The sequence below is a fragment of the Desulfosporosinus metallidurans genome (genome assembly GCF_001936615.1).
GTDB lineage: Bacteria > Bacillota > Desulfitobacteriia > Desulfitobacteriales > Desulfitobacteriaceae > Desulfosporosinus > Desulfosporosinus metallidurans.
This window is the reverse complement of sequence record NZ_MLBF01000012.1, coordinates 56,072-76,289: the sequence shown is the minus strand read 5'-3', so window position 1 is coordinate 76,289 and position 20,218 is coordinate 56,072. Positions and strand designations below refer to the sequence as shown.

15 protein-coding genes and 1 pseudogene are annotated in these 20,218 nt (G+C 42.9%); 10 read left to right on the top strand and 6 right to left on the bottom strand.

Features of this window, described 5'->3' with window-relative positions; all coding sequences use genetic code 11:
• The first annotated feature begins 88 nt into the window (after positions 1 to 88).
• From DSOL_RS10160 to DSOL_RS10150, 3 genes are read left to right on the top strand one after another with little or no spacing between them, the layout of a single operon-like run.
• On the top strand, positions 89 to 1,288 hold the full coding sequence (locus DSOL_RS10160; protein ID WP_075364751.1) for a saccharopine dehydrogenase family protein: 1,200 nt from the start codon (positions 89 to 91) through the stop codon (positions 1,286 to 1,288).
• Between the two features lie 10 nt (positions 1,289 to 1,298).
• On the top strand, positions 1,299 to 2,438 hold the full coding sequence (gene nspC / locus DSOL_RS10155) for a carboxynorspermidine decarboxylase (protein WP_075364750.1): 1,140 nt from the start codon (positions 1,299 to 1,301) through the stop codon (positions 2,436 to 2,438).
• Positions 2,439 to 2,484: 46 nt separating this feature from the next.
• Positions 2,485 to 2,739, top strand: a complete 255-nt coding sequence (locus DSOL_RS10150; protein WP_075364749.1) for a hypothetical protein — start codon at positions 2,485 to 2,487, stop codon at positions 2,737 to 2,739.
• 230 nt (positions 2,740 to 2,969) lie between these two features.
• Here DSOL_RS10150 and DSOL_RS10145 read toward each other — a convergent pair.
• Positions 2,970 to 3,122: pseudogene (locus DSOL_RS10145) on the bottom strand (amino acid permease); the annotation flags it as partial.
• A 167-nt stretch (positions 3,123 to 3,289) separates the two neighbouring features.
• Here DSOL_RS10145 and DSOL_RS10140 point away from each other — a divergent pair.
• Both DSOL_RS10140 and DSOL_RS10135 read left to right on the top strand, forming a co-directional pair.
• The gene (locus tag DSOL_RS10140; RefSeq protein ID WP_075364748.1) at positions 3,290 to 3,469 is read left to right on the top strand and encodes a hypothetical protein; all 180 of its coding nucleotides are present in this window, start codon (positions 3,290 to 3,292) and stop codon (positions 3,467 to 3,469) included.
• A gap of 380 nt (positions 3,470 to 3,849) precedes the next feature.
• Entirely contained in the window at positions 3,850 to 4,752 is a 903-nt protein-coding gene (locus DSOL_RS10135) for a DMT family transporter (RefSeq protein ID WP_075364747.1), read from the top strand.
• A gap of 59 nt (positions 4,753 to 4,811) precedes the next feature.
• Here the strand turns inward: DSOL_RS10135 and DSOL_RS10130 are convergent, their stop codons facing one another.
• From DSOL_RS10130 to DSOL_RS10115, 4 genes are all read right to left on the bottom strand, one after another.
• Positions 4,812 to 5,642 carry a nitrilase-related carbon-nitrogen hydrolase gene (locus DSOL_RS10130; protein ID WP_075364746.1) on the bottom strand — a complete coding sequence of 277 codons (831 nt, stop codon included), beginning with the start codon at positions 5,640 to 5,642 and terminating at the stop codon, positions 4,812 to 4,814.
• Between the two features lie 89 nt (positions 5,643 to 5,731).
• A complete protein-coding gene (locus tag DSOL_RS10125; protein WP_075364745.1) occupies positions 5,732 to 7,282 on the bottom strand; it encodes a hydantoinase/oxoprolinase family protein in 1,551 nt (516 codons plus the stop codon).
• Positions 7,282 to 8,385, bottom strand: coding sequence for an S-methyl thiohydantoin desulfurase family protein (locus tag DSOL_RS10120; protein WP_075364744.1), 1,104 nt, complete (start codon positions 8,383 to 8,385; stop codon positions 7,282 to 7,284). Before DSOL_RS10120 ends, DSOL_RS10125 begins: the two co-directional genes overlap by 1 nt.
• Positions 8,386 to 8,490: 105 nt before the next feature.
• On the bottom strand, positions 8,491 to 9,810 hold the full coding sequence (locus DSOL_RS10115) for a purine-cytosine permease family protein (protein WP_075364743.1): 1,320 nt from the start codon (positions 9,808 to 9,810) through the stop codon (positions 8,491 to 8,493).
• 391 nt (positions 9,811 to 10,201) lie between these two features.
• On the opposite strand from DSOL_RS10115, the gene DSOL_RS10110 reads away from it, so the two are divergent.
• From DSOL_RS10110 to DSOL_RS10100, 3 genes are read left to right on the top strand one after another with little or no spacing between them, the layout of a single operon-like run.
• Positions 10,202 to 11,881 (top strand): sigma-54 interaction domain-containing protein, encoded by a 1,680-nt coding sequence (locus tag DSOL_RS10110; RefSeq protein WP_075364742.1) that lies wholly within the window; start codon positions 10,202 to 10,204, stop codon positions 11,879 to 11,881.
• A gap of 7 nt (positions 11,882 to 11,888) precedes the next feature.
• Positions 11,889 to 13,010 carry a DUF917 domain-containing protein gene (locus tag DSOL_RS10105; protein WP_345788374.1) on the top strand — a complete coding sequence of 374 codons (1,122 nt, stop codon included), beginning with the start codon at positions 11,889 to 11,891 and terminating at the stop codon, positions 13,008 to 13,010.
• 5 nt (positions 13,011 to 13,015) lie between these two features.
• Positions 13,016 to 14,320: a hypothetical protein gene (locus DSOL_RS10100; RefSeq protein WP_075364740.1), complete on the top strand. Its 1,305-nt coding sequence runs from the start codon at positions 13,016 to 13,018 to the stop codon at positions 14,318 to 14,320.
• 478 nt (positions 14,321 to 14,798) lie between these two features.
• On the opposite strand, the gene DSOL_RS10095 is transcribed toward DSOL_RS10100, so the two are convergent.
• Positions 14,799 to 15,887: a response regulator gene (locus DSOL_RS10095; protein ID WP_235838764.1), complete on the bottom strand. Its 1,089-nt coding sequence runs from the start codon at positions 15,885 to 15,887 to the stop codon at positions 14,799 to 14,801.
• Positions 15,888 to 16,126: 239 nt separating this feature from the next.
• On the opposite strand from DSOL_RS10095, the gene DSOL_RS10090 reads away from it, so the two are divergent.
• Positions 16,127 to 18,820, top strand: coding sequence for a hybrid sensor histidine kinase/response regulator (locus DSOL_RS10090; RefSeq protein ID WP_235838763.1), 2,694 nt, complete (start codon positions 16,127 to 16,129; stop codon positions 18,818 to 18,820).
• A 17-nt stretch (positions 18,821 to 18,837) separates the two neighbouring features.
• Entirely contained in the window at positions 18,838 to 19,920 is a 1,083-nt protein-coding gene (locus DSOL_RS10085; RefSeq protein WP_075364738.1) for a response regulator transcription factor, read from the top strand.
• Positions 19,921 to 20,218 lie beyond the last annotated feature (298 nt).

Genomic DNA, 20,218 nt, shown 5'->3' with positions numbered 1-20,218 from the left:
AGGACTCATTTTTTGTTGTATTATTGATTATTTGGAGTGGTTTATGTATAATTTGCATTGTTGTAAAAGTGATTGGGAGGGTGTTGAAATGGGAAAAGCTTTGATTATCGGCGCTGGCGGAGTTGCCAGTGTTGCTATTCATAAATGTTGCCAGAATCCAGATGTATTTGAAGAAATTTGTATAGCGAGCAGAACTGTCGAAAAATGTGAAGCTATCAAGAACAAATTGGCTGGAAGTCGCACAAGAATTCATACGGCTCAGCTTGATGCTGATAATACCGACATGGTCATTGACTTGATAAAGAGCTTTAAACCGGATATTGTCATTAACCTTGCGCTCCCTTATCAGGACTTGACGATTATGGATGCCTGCCTGGCTGCCGGTGTTGATTATCTAGATACTGCGAATTATGAACCTCCTGATATTGCAAAATTTGAATACAAATGGCAGTGGGCGTATCGGGAAAAATTCGCTCAGGCAGGTTTAACTGCGCTGCTAGGAAGCGGTTTTGACCCTGGGGTTACCGGCGTTTTTTGTGCCTATGCCCAGAAACATTATTTTGATGAAATTCATTCTATTGATATTGTGGATGCCAATGCTGGCGATCATGGATATCCCTTTGCCACAAATTTTAACCCTGAAATTAATATTCGTGAAATCACCGCGAATGGAAGGTACTATGAAAACGGTTCGTGGGTCGAAACTGACCCTCTTTCTTTGAAAAAAGTTTATGATCTTCCGGAGATAGGCCCAAAAAACATTTATCTTATGTACCATGAAGAGCTAGAATCTCTAGCCATTCATATCAAGGGAATTAAGCGGATAAGATTTTGGATGACTTTTTCGGACAATTATCTTAATCATTTACATGTGCTCGAAAATGTTGGTATGACTGCGATTGAGCCCATTAATTATGAGGGGCAACAGATCATTCCTTTGCAATTTCTAAAGGCTATGCTTCCCGACCCAGCATCCCTCGGGTCGAGAACTAAAGGAAAAACGAATATCGGTTGTATTATGCAAGGGACTAAAGACGGAAAGCCCAGAACCTATTATGTTTATAATATTTGTGATCATCAAGAATGTTATGCTGAGGTGGGGTCGCAAGCCATTTCGTATACAACAGGGGTTCCGGCCATGATTGGGGCAATGTTAATGCTCAAAGGTATTTGGAAAAAACCTGGTGTATTCAATGTTGAAGAATTTGATCCCGATCCGTTTATGGAAGCGTTAAATAAATGTGGTCTACCGTGGCAGGAAAGTTTCTCGCCAACTCTCCTTGACTGAGGTGAAATTAATGGACATTGATATCAGCGCCCTTCCATCACCCTGCTATATTGTGGATGAAAGACTTTTATTAAGAAATCTTGAAATACTGCATTCCGTACAACAACGTACGGGATGCAGCATTCTTCTTGCTTTAAAAGGATTTTCAATGCATTCGGTATTTCCTCTCGTAGGCAACTATCTTAAAGGTGTAACCGCAAGCTCATTGTTTGAAGCTAGGCTGGGTTATGAAGAAATGGGGAAAGAAGTTCATATTTATGCGCCGGCTTACGTTGAGGAGGACTTTGATGAAATCCTCGGCAATTGTGATCATATTACCTTTAATTCGTTTGATCAATGGAAAAGATTCAAAGACAAAGTAAAAAACTTTAAAACAAAAAAGATAAGCTGTGGCATCCGTATCAATCCGGAATATTCGGAGATAGAGACGCCTATTTATGATCCCTGCTATCAGTATTCAAGACTTGGTGTGACGTTGCCCAATTTCCGGCCTGCAGAGCTTGAGGGCATTGAAGGACTTCATTTTCATACAATGTGCGAGCAGAATTCGGATACCCTTGAGCGAACGATTCAAGTGGTTGATCAAAAATTTGGTGAGTTTATAAAAACCATGAAATGGCTCAATTTAGGTGGAGGGCATCATATTACCAGACCTGATTACGATATTGAAACCTTGGTCCGTACAATAACGTTTCTACAGGACAAATATGGAGTGGATATATACCTGGAACCGGGTGAGGCTGTGGCTTTGAACACTGGATTTCTAGTTGCTACGGTTCTTGACATCGTGGACAATGGCATGGAAATTGCTATTTTGGATACTTCAGCAGCTTGTCACATGCCGGATGTGCTCGAAATGCCTTACAGGCCGAATATAATTGATGCAGGAAAGCCTGGTGAATATCCATATACCTACAGACTTGGTGGTCATACTTGTCTCGCTGGAGACATCATTGGCGACTATTCTTTCAGAAAGCCGATAAAACCAGCTGACAGGCTTGTATTTTGTGACATGGCACACTATACTATGGTGAAGAACAATATGTTTAATGGTGTAAATCTCCCTTCGATCGCACTTTTCAGCGAAGAGGGAGGTATCCACATCATTAGACAATTTGGTTATCAAGATTTTAAAACCCGTTTATCTTGAGAATTTAGTGCTATGATAAATAGACAACCTGCTGGTGAGGTATTTTATGAATGATTTAGCGGATTATAGAAGAACAAAAAATGAAAAGAAATATGTTCAGGATTTTCCGGAAGGGATTTTAGATGTGATTGAGACGGATTATCCGGGTAAATATTCTTTGATGTTAGAGGGTCAAACCCGGATAACAACATTATTTTCAAATGAAGAATGGATAGACATATTGACAAAGTCGAGAAATTCCTACGGAAGTCATATTCAAAGAATGAATTTAACGAGAAAATATTCGGCTCAAGGAATTTAACCGAAATCGGTTAATTGATTTCATTCGTGTTTCAGGGTTTAGGCTGTGCTCATGCGCAGTCTGAACCCTTTTTTGGGTATCTTTTGTTATGCTCAAAGTTTATCAACCGACATTATAGTATTTATTTATTGAATAATTTGATATGGCCAAAACTTCGGCCTACCGAATTGCAGGAGAAACAGCCAGCAAAAATGGTAATTGCGTAAGAGCAGAATTAGAAGTTGCCATGGATACTTAGGTCCTACGGACTTCGACATCCATGAATAGATTCCGCCCTTTTCTTTTTGAAAGGCTGAGCCAAATTCAGCCAACATAAACGCAAATGGAATAAAAAACGTCAGCCCTGATATCAAATACCATGGAATAGCACCATAGCCCATCAAGTTGTCGAAACCCGTAGATACATCATACCGCAGAGGATTGCAATTTATTCATTATATAGAGCAAATAGTTTTCGTAATAGAAGATCGTATGCATAGAAAAATACCACAATTCAAAAGCTATAGACTAAACAGGTAGCTGTTTTAAGTATTAGCGGAGGTGCATAGTTGTGCGAGAATGGAAAGAATTAACCAAAGATGAGAAAGAGATCATTACAACGATGAAGACACAGGGTATTACCCCTGACGAACTACTCCAAAGGATGCGTAACTCTGGGAAAATGGATGAACAAGCCATTGAAGGCTTAAAAAAGGCCCTTGAAGATGTCAAACCGTTTCTCGTACATTAGGAATTAAAATATGAACAAATCGAGCAAGAAAAGAAATTGACCTAAAGAAGAAACTGAAAAATGTTTAATCATATAATAGAAACAAGGTACTTGGGCATTATAAGAGTGTTTCCGGCAAATAAATGAATGAGTAGGACTGGCAAATGAGAAGACTGGCTGCAAGTATTTTGGCTTTGGCATTGTCGGACAACAACGTTAAGGAGCGAACCCTAAGGGAATTTAGGGTTCGCTCCTTTTATCATAGTCTGATTGGCCAATATCCTTTCGTGTTGTGAAGATTCTTTCAAAATTATTGAATCTTATCAGGATTTATATAGTATAATTCTATCCGGAAGCTAATAGCGATTTAGTTTAGGTATACTTTATCGGGGAGGTTTATTATGATTGTCACAGACAGTTCAAATCTTTCGAAAGAAAGACCTAGAGCCTTACTACTTTTAGCAGGTATAGCGACGATGTGGAGTCTCGGGGGATTACTTATAAAATCTGTAAATGCTAATCCACTTGCAATTGCAGGTTCAAGAAGCGCCATCGCAGTGGTGTTATTACTACTAGTACTTAAAAAACCCAAGATGACATGGTCTTTTGCCCAAGTCGGGGCTGCTTTGGCCTATGCCGCTACCTCGCTTTTGTTTGTTACAGCGACCAAAACAACGACTGCCGCAAACGCAGTTCTGCTTCAATTTACCGCACCAATCTATGTTGCTTTATTTAGCGCATGGCTGTTAAAGGAAAAGACAAAGTTACTGGACTGGATAACCGTTTTCCTCGTTATGGGCGGTATGGTCTTATTTTTTCTAGATAATCTAAGTACTAAGAGTATTTTAGGGAATGGAATTGGTGCTGCAAGCGGTGTAACCTTCGCATTTTTTACTATTTTCATGCGGATGCAAAAGGATGGGTCTCCGTTAGAATCTATTTTACTAGGAAATATTCTCACTGCAGCAATCGGGCTCCCATTTTTGTCCCAATCTGTACCGGATGCATCCGGATGGTTATACTTAGTGATCCTGGGGGTCGTTCAGCTGGGGATCCCCTACATTTTATATTCACGGGCCATAAAGCATGTAACAGCCTTGGAAGCAATCCTTATACCCGTTATTGAACCTCTCTTGAATCCAGTCTGGGTATTTTTGATGTTAGGCGAAGCCCCAGGACTATTGGCCATGATAGGTGGCTTCATCGTGCTTTCAGCGATTACTGTACGGTGTGGCATAGCAGCATTGCCGTCTTCAACTAAAGAAGTGATTAGTAGTTATGGCTCTTGCCATCGCCAGCAGTAATAAAGGCAACTTGGCGCACTCGAGACCTACTTTGGTCGCATGCCATAAAGGTGATACCTTTACAGACACTTTGTGATTAGTTCATAGGTGTGAGGTTTACGATCCTTTAGGTACGGTGTCTGGTGGCGGGCCTGACGCAGAGTATTGAGATCCACGGTAGCACAAACGAGGTCCTCTTGGAAACGGGCGGCTTCGACCAAGGTTCGGCCACGGGTATCGACGACCTTGCTTTTTCCGTGCATGACCAGATCCTCTTCGCTGCCAACCCGGTTGACAGCAGCTAGGAAAACCCGGTTTTCGAGGGCACGAGCGGGGATGTTTATATCCCAAACATCTTCATCTTCCTGACACCAAGCCGAAGGGGCAAAAATGATTTCTGCTCCCTGGAGGGTGAGGACTCGGGCCACTTCCGGGAAACCCATGTCATAACAAATCATGATCCCGACTTTGCCAAACTCGGTCTCAAAGACCGGATAGGAGTTTCCATCGGTGAAGTAATAGCGCTCCGTCGCAAACGCGTGGACCTTTCGGAATACCCCTTGAACCGTGCCGTTCTTGTTAATAAAGACGGCACTATTGTGAACAATCCCAGGCATCGTGCCTTGCTCAATCATAGGGAGAATAATATAGAGTCCAAGCTCTTTCGCTAAGGAGGAAAAATGCGTAACAGTGGGGCCGGGGGTCGGTTCAACCGGTTCGGCGAGCTCCCAAAGTTTATCACCGAGCAAGTCTTGGCGATAACCAGTGGTGCAGAGTTCGGGAAGACAGACAATCTGGGCACCTTGGGAAGCAGCTTTGCGGATTAAAGCTTCCGCTTTAGCACAACTTGCGGTAACGTCTCCTAAGACAGAATCCGTCTGAGCGAGGGCGATCGTTACGTTTCTACTCATAATTTTTCCTCCTTTCTAATTTAGACTTCTAAATTAAGTGTTTTTTATAACGTTAACATAAATTTCTCTTCTGTTGTGCATGATTTCGGTTACAGGGCGAGATCCCCTGCAGCTTTTATGCGGATTTTCGTGGCATTTCCGGGTAGATAAGCCAGTGGCACGTCATCGACTTCCACGATTTCAATCGTTTCAGGGTTAGCTCCTGCTTTGATTGCTTCCTGAACGGCCATCTCTTTAGCGAGGTTCAACGCCCCTTCACGCCCGTACTCATCAATCGAGAAGATGCGTTCTATTTGCCCGCTGACCTGAGCGATAGCGGAACCGATTGCGTTCGCGACCTCAAGGTGTTCAGGTTTTAAGACTTCTGACGCACCTCGGAGTTCATCCGGAAGAAGGACGCTCCCACCACCGACTAATATGACCGGCATCGGTTCGGCGCTGGTCTTCATCCGGTCGATGACATCTTCAGCTAGAGCTATCATTTGCGCATACACAGGCTCAAGCTGTTTTCGATCAAGATCTCTAACCTTTTGAGGATCACCTATCTGTGCTTTACCTAAAGCAGTAACGATATCCGATGTCGTTAACGTATTCCCGCCGAACACGCGGGCCTCTTCGGTGATTCGGTAACCTACACTATCAGGGCCTATCGTGACCTCGGATTCTGTAAGGCGAATGACGGAGCCGCCTCCTAAACCAATGGAGATTAAGTCCGGCATCCGGAAGTTCGTACGGACGCCCCCTATTTCAACTGCCATAGAGGACTCCCGAGGAAATCCATTCACTAAAACCCCGACATCGGTCGTGGTTCCACCTACGTCTACGACTAAGGCGTTCCGTGTTTTGGCGAGGAAGGAGGCACCTCGAATACTATTCGTCGGGCCGCAGGCGATGGTTAAGATGGGATAGCGAACAGCATATTCCACAGCCATCAAGGTTCCGTCGTTTTGTCCAAAATAAACTTTAGCTTGAATCCCTTCCCGGGCGAGTGCTTCGATAAATCCTTGCGCGGTGGTTTTAGCAACATCGACCAACGCTGCATTGAGCACGGTTGCATTTTCACGTTCAAGAAGTCCCATGCTTCCGATTTCATGTGAGAGGGAAATTGGGATCTCCCCAAGTTCTTCACGAAGGATTTCGGCAGTGCGTAGTTCGTGTTCATTCGATACAGGAGAAAAAACAGAGATGACAGCAATGGAGGTTGCTTTGCCCTTGACTTTCTGAGCAATCGAACGGATTGCTTCCTCATCAAGGCTGGCTATTTCGCGGCCATCAAATTCATGTCCCCCGTGAATAAGATACTGCATATTGCCGATAGCGTTTTTCAAATCTTCCGGCCAGCCAGTCAGGGGTTTAATCGCAGAAGTTGCGGGTAGTCCAATCCGAATGACTGCCACTTGATTCAGACGCTTACGTTCAACGACTGCATTAGTCGCATGTGTAGTACCTAGCATGGCATATTTTATCTGACTGCGATCCAGCGTGGTTTGGTTTAGGACGAGGGACATGGCTTGGTAGATTCCTGTCGTGACATCAGCTGTGGTCGGGGTCTTAATTTTGGCAATCGGAGTAAGCTGGTCATCAAGGATGACGGCATCAGTATTGGTTCCTCCGACATCAATTCCAATCCGGTATGGCATTATTTTTGTCCTCCTCTCCGGAAGCTTTTTATGCGTTCTTCTATTGGGATATAGTCAAGGTCATAACCGAAATAACGGGGTCCTACGTTGGCGATACCATTTTCCGTACGCCACTGCGGATTGCAAGGCATTCCAATCACCACGGCGCGGGCACCGTAACGTAAACTTTCGGTCGTAATCGGGTGGGCTGTTTCCATATCCAATACTGCGATAAGATCGGGAGTCGTCGCAAGGACTTCCTTCTCAGTGCGGGCCATGAGATGCTCGTTCTGGAAATTCAGAGTTAATGTTTGTCCTTTATAAGCATCAAGCCCTTCAATTTGGCTTTCGCCACGGGCAAAGCCGCCGATGGTCTTCCGCGATACGTCAATGACTTTACCTCGGAAGAGTTCATACCCCCCGGTGAGGGAGAGAACGTTCGTAATGGGGTCTTGTTTTTGCCCTTTGGCTTCACGTATTGCTCGCCCGATTTTCTCGGTCAGGGTGATAATTCCTCGAATCCCAGCGGTTTTCAGTTGAGTACCACTCATCGGATAGATGGCGAGCATGACGGAGCCACCCATTTGTACGGTTGCTGTGCGGGCTAAACGTTCGGTCCAGACATTGTCAACGGTCCGTAACATGAGACTGTTTCCTTTTTCGTCACAAAGCATCATGGGTGTCGCAGAGACTTTATTGAGATGAAAGGTAACCATCTGGAGTTCGGGAAAGGCTCGTCCCATACCATCGGCATCAATAACGGGGATACCGAGCCGTGCGGCTAAGGCGAGGGGAATCATCGAGTTAATCCCACCTGCTTCGATTGGCATAGTCGCAAAGACTTCTCGACCCATGTAATTTTTTAAAGAATCGAAAGCCCCGAGGACTTCTTGCCCATTGGGTATTTTTTCGACAAGGACGGTTGGTGCCCCCATCATTGCGCTTGGTACGACTAAAGCGTCATCGGGAACTTCATCCGCATCAAGGAGTTGGATCGGGCCGAATTCCTCCACGGCTTGCAGGGCCATAAGTTTACCGACGTAAGGGTCGCCGCCGCCCCCGGTGCCCAATACGGCTGCCCCAATAGCTATGTCTTCGATAGCTTGACTGTCAAGAATACGCATACATACCTTCCTTTCGTCACGTTGATGGAATATGAAATATAAATGACAAAGGGAGCAAGGTGCTCCCTTGAAAAATGTGCACAGCACGATAAAGCTTAAAGAGTATTAGAGAGTTTGAGTTGTCTTGGCAAATTCTACGATCTGTTGCTTCGTGGAGAAGGCATAGACCTTCATGCCGGCATAGTAAAGGATGGCTGCAGCGAGAAGCGAATTGATCGCCGGGATTCCAAAATCTTTGACGAAGTAACCAATTAAGAAGGAAATTACCCAGGTAACCATCGTGACCGGATTCCACTGCTCACACTCGCTGGGTAAGGTTTCTTTGGCCCGGGTTTCATCAAGAACCTTACGATGGCGTTTTAAGATGTAATAATCAACAAACATAATGCCAGCCACCGGGGGAACCGCTACTCCAAGAATGACAAGGAAGTTTACAAAATAGTTCAGGATTCCCATAAGGGAAAGTACTGTTCCGATAATTCCAATCGCCCAGGTAGCGGTAACACGACTGAGTTTGATATTAAAGATGGCGTTGAGCATATTTGTAATTCCCAAGCTTGAGGAATAGAGGTTTAAATCGTTCAATTTAATCGTCGAGAAGACAACGATTCCTGCTCCGAGCCAGCCGGCCAGGGAAAGCATGATCGTGACGATATCATTGGAGTGAACCGCAGCGGCCATGAGCACTGCGAGGAGGTTCATACCGAGTTCACCTACGAACGTGCCAATGAGAGTCATCCAAAAAACATCTTTACCACTTTTCATGAACCGGCTTAAATCGGGCGTTATGATTGCTCCGATCATGAAGCCTCCGGCTACCATGGTGGTTGCAACGGCAAGTGTAAGGGGTGGGCCAGATGGGGCTGCAACCATGAGTTCACCGACGTTTTTGCCGGAAAGCATATGTATGGTCGCATAACCTACAGCACCTAAGAAAAGGGGTAAAGAAATGTTGGCGGTTAAGCTCAGGACTTTAAAGCCGAAAACAACAATGAGCGTGACGGCCAATCCGGCGATGAGAGCCCAAATCTGGGTGTTGAATATTCCGGTGGCCTTGTATAAGCCTTCGGCAAACACGGAATTCTGAATACCAAACCATCCCATGAGGGCAATTGCAATCACCCCACCAATGATGGAAGAGCCCATATTACCAAACCCTGCCCAACGCGAAAGCAAGCTTGTGGAGAGTCCTTCCTTGGCTGCCGCTGCGCCAAGAGCAAAACTGACCACTTGGAGTAAGACGCTTCCAAGAAAGGTAGCTGAAAGTGCTCCCCAGAAGGTCATACCATAACCGAGGGCTGCACCCAGCATGAGCTGTGATACACAAGCAAGAGATCCGATGCGAATTACGAGCACTTGCCACATGGGGCGTCGGGCACTCATGGGCACCCGAGACAATGAATAATCATCATGAGAACTTGACATAGATTTTTTCCTCCTTATTTCCTACCGTTTTACCGTATGAGTACCCTTAGTTGCCCGAATAACAGAGTTTGAAATTAAACCCCCTTCCGTAGCTGTTCCTGATGTAACACACAAGGAATAATGAGTACGGTGTTATTTAATGCAAATTGTATGCCAGGTCTAGAACGTAGAAAAAGGGGTGAATTTACTTGCTCGTTAAGGATTTTTCTCATTTATATCATTTTTTATCAACTGTTTTTGACTAGATTTTACGAATAATCTTTCATTTTCTTAAATATTCTCATAGATTCTCAAAACCACTCAAGACAATGGTCAAGAGTGATAAAGTGTTATATAATATAGTTAAAGTATATGAATATGTTGGTAATAGTTGGGCTTGGAGGGGAGACAAATGTTCAACCAAAGTGGATTTGATGAGATCATTAGAAATTTTGCACGACTTCTCGAATGCAATCTAACTGTTTGGAGCAACCAAACAATCCTTTGTACGACAAGAAAGCATTACTCTCCGTATCCCAAAGACTGGCCTATCATCAACTATGCGGGAAAATATCCTTATGCCATCTTTAAAACTAAGGAACATCCGTGCTGCCAGGTCTGCTTAGACGTAGAGTCCTGTTCTTATGAGAGGGAATATTACGTTCCTTTTTCAGAACCCTTTCTTAAAGGAAGTGGGGTTTGTTTTCAGTTCTGGCAGAAAAGTGTCGTATGGTTTGAAAGGATGGGGCAGGAAAAAGGGCTGGGCATCCTTCAGGATTATGTCTACCTTCTTGAAAATTTAATTGAGAAAAGTCAAAGTCAGCAAAAAGAGATTCTACTTGAGCAGCAAGCAAGTTATATGGCCGAGTTATTTCCAACTGGATTGGTTTTGTTGGATGAAAAAGATCAGGTGACCCATATGAATGAAGCGGCGAAGAAATACGGACTAGTTCAGTTTGATCAGAAGAAGAAAACCTCAACCTTAGTCCTGGGGAAATTTAATAACTTGATCAAGCGTAAGGATTTTTACTTTGATAAGGAACGGCTCGGTTCTTGTGTTCATATGTTACCAGCCACTATGAGCCTACGCTCCACCGAAAATTATGAACAAGATAGATCTCCTTTACCCAAGCTGATCGGGACTTCGCCCACGCTGCAAAAGGCAATCGACATCGCTAAACAGGCTGCACGTTCGGATTCCACGATCCTGATCCGCGGAGAAAGTGGAACAGGAAAAGAGATGTTTGCTCGAATGATTCATGATACAAGCCCTCGTTCTTCGGGGCCTTTTATTGCGATTAATTGTGCAGCCATCCCAGAAGGACTACTCGAAAGTGAACTTTTTGGATATGAAGAGGGTTCATTTACCGGAGCAAAAAAAGGTGGGAAAACAGGGAAAATCGAGCTGGCGAATCAGGGGACTCTTTTTTTAGATGAGATAGGGGATATGCCTCTATCCCTGCAAGCAAAGCTCTTACGGGTCATTCAAGAAAAGCGGATTGATCGGATTGGGGGTTCGAAGTCCATTGCTGTTAATATTCGACTCGTGGCAGCAACTCACCGAAATCTCGAGGAGATGATTGCGCAAGCAAAATTCAGAGAAGATTTGTATTTTCGTTTGAATGTTATTCCAATCCACATTCCGCCTTTAAGAGAACGGTTGGGAGATATCGAGCTCTTGCTTAATTTTTATCTCAGGAAGTATTGCACCCTCCTTCAAAAAAGCTATAAGAAATTTTCCTATACCGCGCTGGAAAAACTAAGGGGGTACGCTTGGTCGGGAAATATTCGTGAATTAGAAAATATGGTGGAGTATTTAGTTAATATTCATGATGAGGATCTAATTACAATAGAGGATTTGCCGATTCATTCCTCTATCAGGCTTGTTCAGCCCCAAGCGTTCTCACAGCACCAGCCTGAAGTCTCTAATTCTCGTGTTGTAACCCAAGGGAAGGTTAATAAGGAAAATATTATCACGCTGCTCAATCAATGGGGATGGGATACCGAAGGAAAAAGACAAGCGGCAATGAAGCTTGGAATTAGTATCGCCACGCTTTATCGTTGGTTAAAGAAATATAAGATAGAGAGTTAAAGGGGGGATTACTCTGTTACGTATCATCGAAGGAACAAACATCGAAGCGCTTGCTCTTGGAAGTATTTTTCTCGGTTCCGGAGGGGGTGGAAATGCACTTCTTTTAAGACCCTTCCTCGAAGAAAGGTTGCTCAAGCATAAGCTCAAAGTGCCCATCATCTCTTTTCATCAGCTGCCAGATGACTTTCTCGTTGCCGCAGTCGGGTTCTTGGGTTCTCCAGAACTCCTAGAGGAAAATCCCCCAGATGGTGATGAGGGGCTAAGAGCGCTACACAGGCTGGAACAAGCCCTCGGACGAAAGGTGGATGCTCTTTTTTCTTTAGAGGGAGGTGGGGTGAATAATGTCTATCCTCTTTTGGTATCTTTGAAAACGGGATTACCGCTCCTTGATGCGGATGGAATGGGTCGGTCTTTTCCTAAACTTCAAATGACCACTTGCCACATCTTTGGTCAAATGGGAACCCCCTTTGCCTTGGTGAACTATGAAGGAAATGATGAACTATTTACAGATGAAGATAATTTTAAGCTCGAACTGAATACGCGGAAGGCCTTAATGAAGTATGGAGGGGTTGGATTCTTTAGTGGGTTTGCTATGAATGGGCGGGCTGCAAAAGAGAGTCTAATCTCCGGAACCTTATCCTTCGCCTTGCGGCTTGGCGAAGTCCTGCAGAAGGGCAGTTATGAAGAGATGAAGGAGGAACTTCTTCAGGTCACGAGAAATTCTCTCTATGGTGAAGCAATCGAGCTTTTTATAGGCTGCGTGGAGGAACTGGGACAGTTTGAGGGATTGAAACTTCGCTCAATCAGTTTAAAAGGCTCCAAGGCCTACGAAGCACAGCAATTTAACGTTCTGCTGCAATATGAGAATGTTTTTGCCTATCGGAATAACAAGCTCGTAGCAATGGTTCCTGATCTTATTATTTTTCTCGAGTATGCTACAGGAAGACCGCTCAACAACAATGAGATTCAGCCAGACATGGAGATCGCTGTCATCGGGGTTCCGTGTCCCACGATTCTGCGTACTCGGCGGGCATTAAGTGTGGTCGGGCCTCAATCCTTTGAGTACAATATGGAGTACCAGTCTCTCGAACAGCTTCATGCTTCTTATTATTTTGGGGAAGGGAGCTGAAAGAGATGGGCTTTTCCCTGAGCCTTCGCCTGGGAGATTCTATTCAAGGGGTGCTATCCGCCGCAGGTATGGTTGCTACTGAGGCGAGCGTCAAAGTGGAGAAGGATATTACCTTGAGTTTGCGTCAGGTCATTAGAGAATTGCTGAGTCAGGCGCACCTTACGGGGGAACAGATTCATGAGATTTATCTTGCAGCAGATTTTCCGGAATTGTTCACTCGGAAAAAACTTCAGAGAGAGCAAATCGGTTATATCCGCTATCTTCCGAATGGAGAGGTAGAATCCAAGAGACGCTCCTCTCTTAAGAATTGGGTTCAAACGGAGACGGTAAAGGACTTTAGAGAACTTAAGGATGTCTTGTGTAAGTATAAGGGGGTACTTTCCACCTTTGCGGTCAATCCTGAGATCTCCTCTTGGTTTGATGTCACCGAAGGGTCGATTAAACCGATTTTTCATGAGCTTCTTGGGGAAGGTACAATTCTCAGTCTGGGCTCTGCCTTCAATCAAATTGGGTATAAAGCTCGTGAGAATATTCTCCTTCTCAACACCTTGCTCCTTCCGGGAGTGAATTTCTTCTATGATGGATTGAAAAGGCTCATCGAAGAAGAGAAGATTCAGGCCAGGATTTTTACCCTGCGTAATAACGGGATGTTGATGAGTGAAGCCTGGGCAAGACAATTTCCTCTTTACACGGTGGAAGTTCAGTTTATAGCAGATTTACTAAGCCTAAGTGGGAGGCTGAAGGTTCAAAACGCTTTAGGACTCGTACGCAAACGGGATAAGCTCTATTTGGGGAAGCTGGAGAAGTATCGTCCGGAGTTATCTCAAACGTCCTTGAATATTCTTCAGATGTCAATTCGTGTGCCGCATCCGATTCTCGGGAGCTATCACTTTGTCCGGGATAATGCTCGAGATCCGCTAGAAGAGCTGCGGAAGGATCTAAGCCACTTTAATTCTGAGAAAGAAAATTTACCCGTAATCATTTCAGGCCTGAGCGAGGAGTGGAGGTACAGACTTTTAGCGAACTGGAAGAGCACGCCAAAACCCATCTTCTTAAGTCCCGACCCCCTCTGGTTTCGCTATGCGCCGATCTGCTTTGAATGTGAAGTGTTTGTTTCTTATGCCCCACAGGAGGGAAATCAGAGCCGGAATCAATTGATCCAGAAAATGTGGACACAGCTTAGTAAAGAGGCAGAAGCAGAGGGTTTTGTATTCGATGAGAATTGGAAGACATTCTGGGAGGAACGACCGATACGATATTTACCCGGAGAAGCTTCATTGATTCGGTTGGGGTATTATAGGAAGGGGTAAAAGGAATTCCAAAGGTTTGTCGAGAAATGTAATAAATTAGAAAATATTGGCGTTTATTTGTAGAAGTAATAAGGGCTATTCGTAGTAGAGGGGGATTTTAAGCGGTTATATTAGCAGAAAGCAAAAGATATTCTCATATGGACTAAGATTATTATACCAGTAATTTCCTTTGCGTGAGTTGTCTGGAAAAAATTAGCACAGGCATCGTATGACGGGTTTGCCTAATCAGGAACCATGCAAAAGGACGGTTCGGTTAACAAAGCTTCCCGTTTTGTTCGCGAGTCGCTCTTGTTATGCAAGGTAAAAATCCGAATGAAATTATCCTCAAGGAAGCGTCAACCCTCCAGAGCGATTTGGTCGTCGGGTTAGTGGTATAACATAGAATTTTTGGAGAGGGAGTCATCGTTAAAGAAGATGTTCATAAAACGAATTTCTTTCTTAACTATGAGTATAAGGTGGTGCGGTTCATAAAGATATATTAATCCTTGCGGAAACTGAAGTAGAACGTTGCCCCTTCATCGACCTTTCCTGTCATCCAAGCTAAACCATGATGTCTTTTTAAAATCTTTTGGACTATTGCCAGTCCGACACCGGAACCTTCGAATTCATTTTGAGAATGAAGCCTTTGAAAGACGCTAAATAACCTAGAGGCGTAACGCATATCAAATCCTGCACCATTATCTTTTATTGAGATAATGAATTCAGCTTCATTTTCCATGGCCGTGGCTTCGATAGATGCTTCCTTTCGATTGCGTGTGTATTTTAAAGCATTAGAGAGGACATTCATAACGAGTAGTTTGATCATGACAGAGTCACCTTGGATAGTGGGGAGATGCTGAATCGTAAATTTGACATCTCTTTGAGGTTCAAGCTTAATAAGTTCAGCATATACTTCCCAAAATAACTGTTCTAAATTTATGGGTTCTATATTCATTGGCATTTCACTCATTCTCGAAAGTTCGAGCAAGTGGTCAACAAGCTGAATAATTTCCTTTGACTTATCCTGAATGTTATCTATCAATTCCCGTCCTTCATTATTCAACCTGTCTGAGTAATCCAAATCAAGATATTCTGTGAGTTTACTAAGAGATAGTAATGGGGCTTTTAGGTCATGGGCAACCGTATAACAAAAGCTATCAAGCTCGTGATTGGCTTTTAATAAGGATTCTGTCTGCTTTTTAAGCTTGATATGGGTATGAACGCGGGCAAGCAGTTCCGAGGTATTAAAGGGCTTAACCACATAATCTTGGGCCCCTAGATCAAATCCTTTTTTAATACTTTCTGCATCATTACTAGATGTTAAAAATATTATCGGAATGCTGCTAAAATCACTTTCGGTTTTAATAATTCGACAGATTTCAAAGCCATCCATCTCTGGCATATAGACATCTAAAAGGATGAGGTCAGGTTGATGTTGCTCGATTAATTTAAAAGCAGTGCTTCCTTTGGTGGCAATCCGGACACGAAAGTTATTTTCACGTAAGACAGTTACAGCAGTTTCAATGTGCTCTGGTGTATCATCCACGAGTAGTATTTCAGGCTGGTTTAGTGACTGGGTGAAATTCAAAGAGACCAACTCCATAAATCTTTTTGTAGCGCATAACGTATAAATTGTATATGAGTACCTATTCTAAAACAAGTATAACAAATGAAACTCGTCTTGTGTTTTGTATAACTGTAGAGTAACCGTTGTAAAGGACTAATATTTATCCTATAATAAATTAATAATCTTGATCGACAAGGCAGCGGAGCCGGTTTGAAGCGTCAAACTGACTCCGCTGCCTTTTTTTTACGGAGGTGATTTAATTGCCCTCAAAAATCTTAATTAAACAATCTACGATTAGTGCCTTGATGTTAGGAATCTTTTTTTTTATTTCCATACTGCTGGGCAGTAGTATTTTATACATGAGTTCAAGTATTAAAGATGAACAGACTGCTGAAAAGAGAAGGACTGAATTCAAACAACTTGGCATCGTTTTAGCAAATGCTTCGGATTATTTAACAGATGAAGCGCGTAAGTTTGCGGTAACAAGAGATGAGATTCATATGAATAAATACTGGAAGGAAATCAACGTTACCAAAACGCGGGATAATGTGATATCACGACTTGGGGAGCTAAATTCTCCGAGTGAAGAAATGGCACTGTTAGCTGAGGCGAAAAAGAACTCAGATGCGCTAGTGGATACTGAAAGGCGTTCGATGAGGCTGGTACTTGATGCTTTAGGGGTGCAGGAGGAGCAAATGCCGCCTGAAGTGGCTTCCTTCCGGTTGAGTGTGGAAGATCAAAAGTTAAGTACTGAGGATAAACTTACCAAAGCGCGGAACATCATGTTTGATGAAAAGTATGACTTTGACAAGCGGAGTATCATGAACCCCATAGCAAAATTCCAACAAATCATGAATGTCCGCTTGGAAGCAGAACTGGAGATTGCTCGAAATGCTACTAATAGGGCAGCGATCTTGCAAGCAGTCCTTGCTGCAATTATCATCTGCGCGGTTGCGGGATTACTGCGCATTCTATTTACCCAAGTAACGTATCCGATCAAGAATTATACGGAACTGTTGATGAAGGTGTTTTCATTTAGCAAGGAAAATTTTAGTCTGGTGCCGGAGGGCTCTCTGGAACTCAGGTTACTTGCCAAGACATTCAATGACTTATATCAGTCGTTTCAGGAGGAATTAGTCAAAAGGAAATGTGCTGAAGATAAGATGAAAGTTGCTAAAGAAGAGGCAGAGAAGGCTAATGAAGCCAAAAGTGAATTTCTAGCCAATATGAGTCATGAGATAAGAACCCCCTTAAATACAATCATTGGCTATCACTATTTACTTAATAGCACTGAATTTGCACCTAAACAAAAACAATATATGCAAAATGTAGGTATGGCAGCTAAAAGTCTATTAGGAATCATCAATGAGATCCTTGATTTTTCGAAAATTGAAGCTGGCCGGATGACCCTAGAGGCTGTTGAATTTAATCTCTACGAGACAATCAAGGAGCTCTGCAGTATGGTTCAAATAGAAGCCCGGCGCAAAGGGCTGGATTTACGCTATGAAATCCGTGCGGATGTTCCACTTTATGTAAAAGGGGATACGACAAGATTAAAGCAAGTCCTTTTAAATCTCTTAGCTAACGGGATTAAATTCACGGATAAGGGTGAACTTGAGGTTTTAGTTGAAGTTTTAAGAAAAGATGGCAATCAGGCTCAACTTCGCTTTAACGTTTCAGATACTGGGATAGGCATATCTGAGGAGCAAATGAAGCGTCTGTTTGAGGTATTTACACAGGGTGATGCCTCAACTTCACGAAAATATGGGGGAACCGGCTTAGGGCTTGCTATCTGTAAAAAAATTGTAGGACTTATGGCAGGGGAAATTAGTGTTAGTAGTGTCGTAGGGACGGGGTCAACCTTTAGTTTTACTGCGAACTTGGGAATTGTCGATCAAGCATTGGTACCTCTGAAAGAAGACAAACTGAACCAGTACATGTTTACTGCTAAAAAAATTCTATTAGTAGAAGATAATCAAATTAATTTACAAATGACCAAAGAGATTCTTGAAAATTTAGGGTTTGATACTGACACTGCCCAGCGCGGTTTTGCTGCCGTTCAAATGGCCGGCAGAACACGCTATGACGCTATTTTGATGGATATTCGTATGCCTGAAATGAATGGGTATGAAACAACGCGTCGTATTTTAGAGATAAGAGGGCATGAGGCTCCGCCTATCATCGCCTTATCTGCGGATGCAGTTGAAGGCGTAGCTGAAAAGGCTAAATTGGCAGGAATGAGCGGGTATTTAACCAAACCGTTAGATCCTCTGAAACTGATTGAAATTTTAAAACGTTGTCTCGGCATTGAAACGACTGACGACCTCCTGCCACAAGATAATGTTCCAGCCCCCGATCAGAAAATGTGGATCGATTATAAAAGCGGTATCGAGCGTTTGGGAGGCAAACAAGAAAAATATAAACATATTCTCGAAAGATTCATCGAAAACCACGAAAATGACCATAACACTATAAATCAGTTTTTAGCGATCGGTAATTTTGACGAAGCAAAGAAACTATTACATGTGCTCAAGGGAATTTCAGCAAACATTGGAGCAATCAAGCTTAATGAAGCGTCGCTACGTCTAGAAAATGCTGTAGACTACCGGGATGAAGAGGAGATCTATAAGGAGAAACATCAGTTTGAAATAGCCTTAAAAGAAAGTTGTAACCGTGTGGCTCAGTTTGTAGCTGGCTTACCAGTAGAACCTGAAGTGATTATTGGAGAAAATCATAATATCCGAAATCAGTTAATTAAATTAGTAAAGCTATTGGAAGAGGGAGATTCAGAGGCCTCCTCTGTTTATGCGTCCTGTAAATATTTTCTCAAGAAAGAGTTGAGTAGTCTAGACTACAGCCAACTGAATGAAAAAATCTCCACGTACAATCTTGAAGAAGCTGCTGAATATTTAAAAAGACTAATTGCCGAAACGAGAGGAACCCAGACTGCCTAGACAGGGGGGTTAAGCAAATGTTTAAAGTGCTAATTGTCGATGATGACAAAGTGGTAAGGTATATGTTAAAGAGATATAAAAAGTGGGCTAACTATGGATTTAGTGTGGAAGAGGAAGCAAGTGATGGTAAAGAAGCTTTGAGGAAGCTTTCAGTTGGTCAAATTGACCTTGTCATAACGGATATTAAGATGCCAGGTATGGATGGGATAGAGTTTTTAAGTGAGCTTAGATTCAGGAAATGGGATGTTTGTTCAATTTTACTTAGTACGCATAGTGATTTTGAGTACGCGAAACAAGGGATACGCTTGGGTGCCTTTGACTTTATAACCAAGCCTTTAGAAGATGATGTTTTGAGCGAAGCCTTGGAAAGAGCAAAAAAATATTTAGATGAAAAAAATCAACAGAGAATAAGAGGAGAAGAAGAACGTAGGTTGATTGAAGACAGCCTGACGCATTTTTATCCGAAAAAACGAGAAGAAAGAATAGCAGATCTCATCTTAGCAGGAAATTTAGCGGCCCTGGCTGAAGCAGAAACTGCTTTTTCTGAATTAGCTAAGCTGCTGGATCAAGACCTGTTTAAAACAGCTAAGTTGCTGGAAATCATGCTTTTAAACCTAAGCGGGGCGATGTATAAGGAGTTCTCCTGGCTCCAAAAGGTTGAAGAAGCTGCTTTTCGCAATGTTTTACTTCATATCAATTCCATGTGTGGTATGAAGTCAGAGTTTCTCAGCCGTATTAGGGGTCTGATCAGAGTTATAAGGAAATATGAGCTTCATCGAAGCGAAAGTATTGTCAGAAAGACGTGTCAATATATAACTGATCATATTGACAGAGATATCAATCTTGAATTGGTTGCTAATGAGATATATGTGAGTAAAGATTATCTGGGGAAAATTTTCAAACAAAAAACTGGCGTTAATTTTAACGACTATTTGACAAAAATCAAAATGGAATATGCCAAGCATCTGCTTGGAACCGGTGAGTTTAAGAACTATGAAATAAGCGAAAAACTTGGCTATAGCAGTCCAGATTATTTTTGCCGTCTGTTTAAGAACTATACTGGTTATACACCCCTGCAGTTTAGAAAATTAGGGGCCTGAGAATCATTCCTGCAAAATTTCCATTCCGGTTTTTTAGGGGGAAATAGCTACTTTTTAATGTATAATTTTATAGGGATAAATGGCAGAATGGTTACAAATAGAGTTACTCAATTTTTAACCAGCAACGGCGCTGTGAGGAATGAACAGTATCCACTAGGATGCCAAACATTCTTTACAGCGCTTTTTTGGTTAGTACGTTAGCGCTAGCGAAATATCTCAACATCGATCCTGGCCAGTCATGTTGGAAAAGATCAAGGATTAGGAGAGGGGTAAGTTATGAAAAATTATTTTTCACTAA

Excerpts from the sequence above, each read along its gene's own strand:
- DSOL_RS10130 (WP_075364746.1), bottom strand. The coding sequence starts at position 5,642 with ATGAGTAGAAACGTAACGATCGCCCTCGCTCAGACGGATTCTGTCTTA.
- DSOL_RS10135 (WP_075364747.1), top strand. The coding sequence starts at position 3,850 with ATGATTGTCACAGACAGTTCAAATCTTTCGAAAGAAAGACCTAGAGCC.
- DSOL_RS10100 (WP_075364740.1), top strand. The coding sequence starts at position 13,016 with ATGGGCTTTTCCCTGAGCCTTCGCCTGGGAGATTCTATTCAAGGGGTG.
- DSOL_RS10120 (WP_075364744.1), bottom strand. The coding sequence starts at position 8,385 with ATGCGTATTCTTGACAGTCAAGCTATCGAAGACATAGCTATTGGGGCA.
- nspC (WP_075364750.1), top strand. The coding sequence starts at position 1,299 with ATGGACATTGATATCAGCGCCCTTCCATCACCCTGCTATATTGTGGAT.
- DSOL_RS10085 (WP_075364738.1), top strand. The coding sequence starts at position 18,838 with ATGTTTAAAGTGCTAATTGTCGATGATGACAAAGTGGTAAGGTATATG.
- DSOL_RS10160 (WP_075364751.1), top strand. The coding sequence starts at position 89 with ATGGGAAAAGCTTTGATTATCGGCGCTGGCGGAGTTGCCAGTGTTGCT.
- DSOL_RS10150 (WP_075364749.1), top strand. The coding sequence starts at position 2,485 with ATGAATGATTTAGCGGATTATAGAAGAACAAAAAATGAAAAGAAATAT.
- DSOL_RS10125 (WP_075364745.1), bottom strand. The coding sequence starts at position 7,282 with ATGCCATACCGGATTGGAATTGATGTCGGAGGAACCAATACTGATGCC.
- DSOL_RS10115 (WP_075364743.1), bottom strand. The coding sequence starts at position 9,810 with ATGTCAAGTTCTCATGATGATTATTCATTGTCTCGGGTGCCCATGAGT.
- DSOL_RS10110 (WP_075364742.1), top strand. The coding sequence starts at position 10,202 with ATGTTCAACCAAAGTGGATTTGATGAGATCATTAGAAATTTTGCACGA.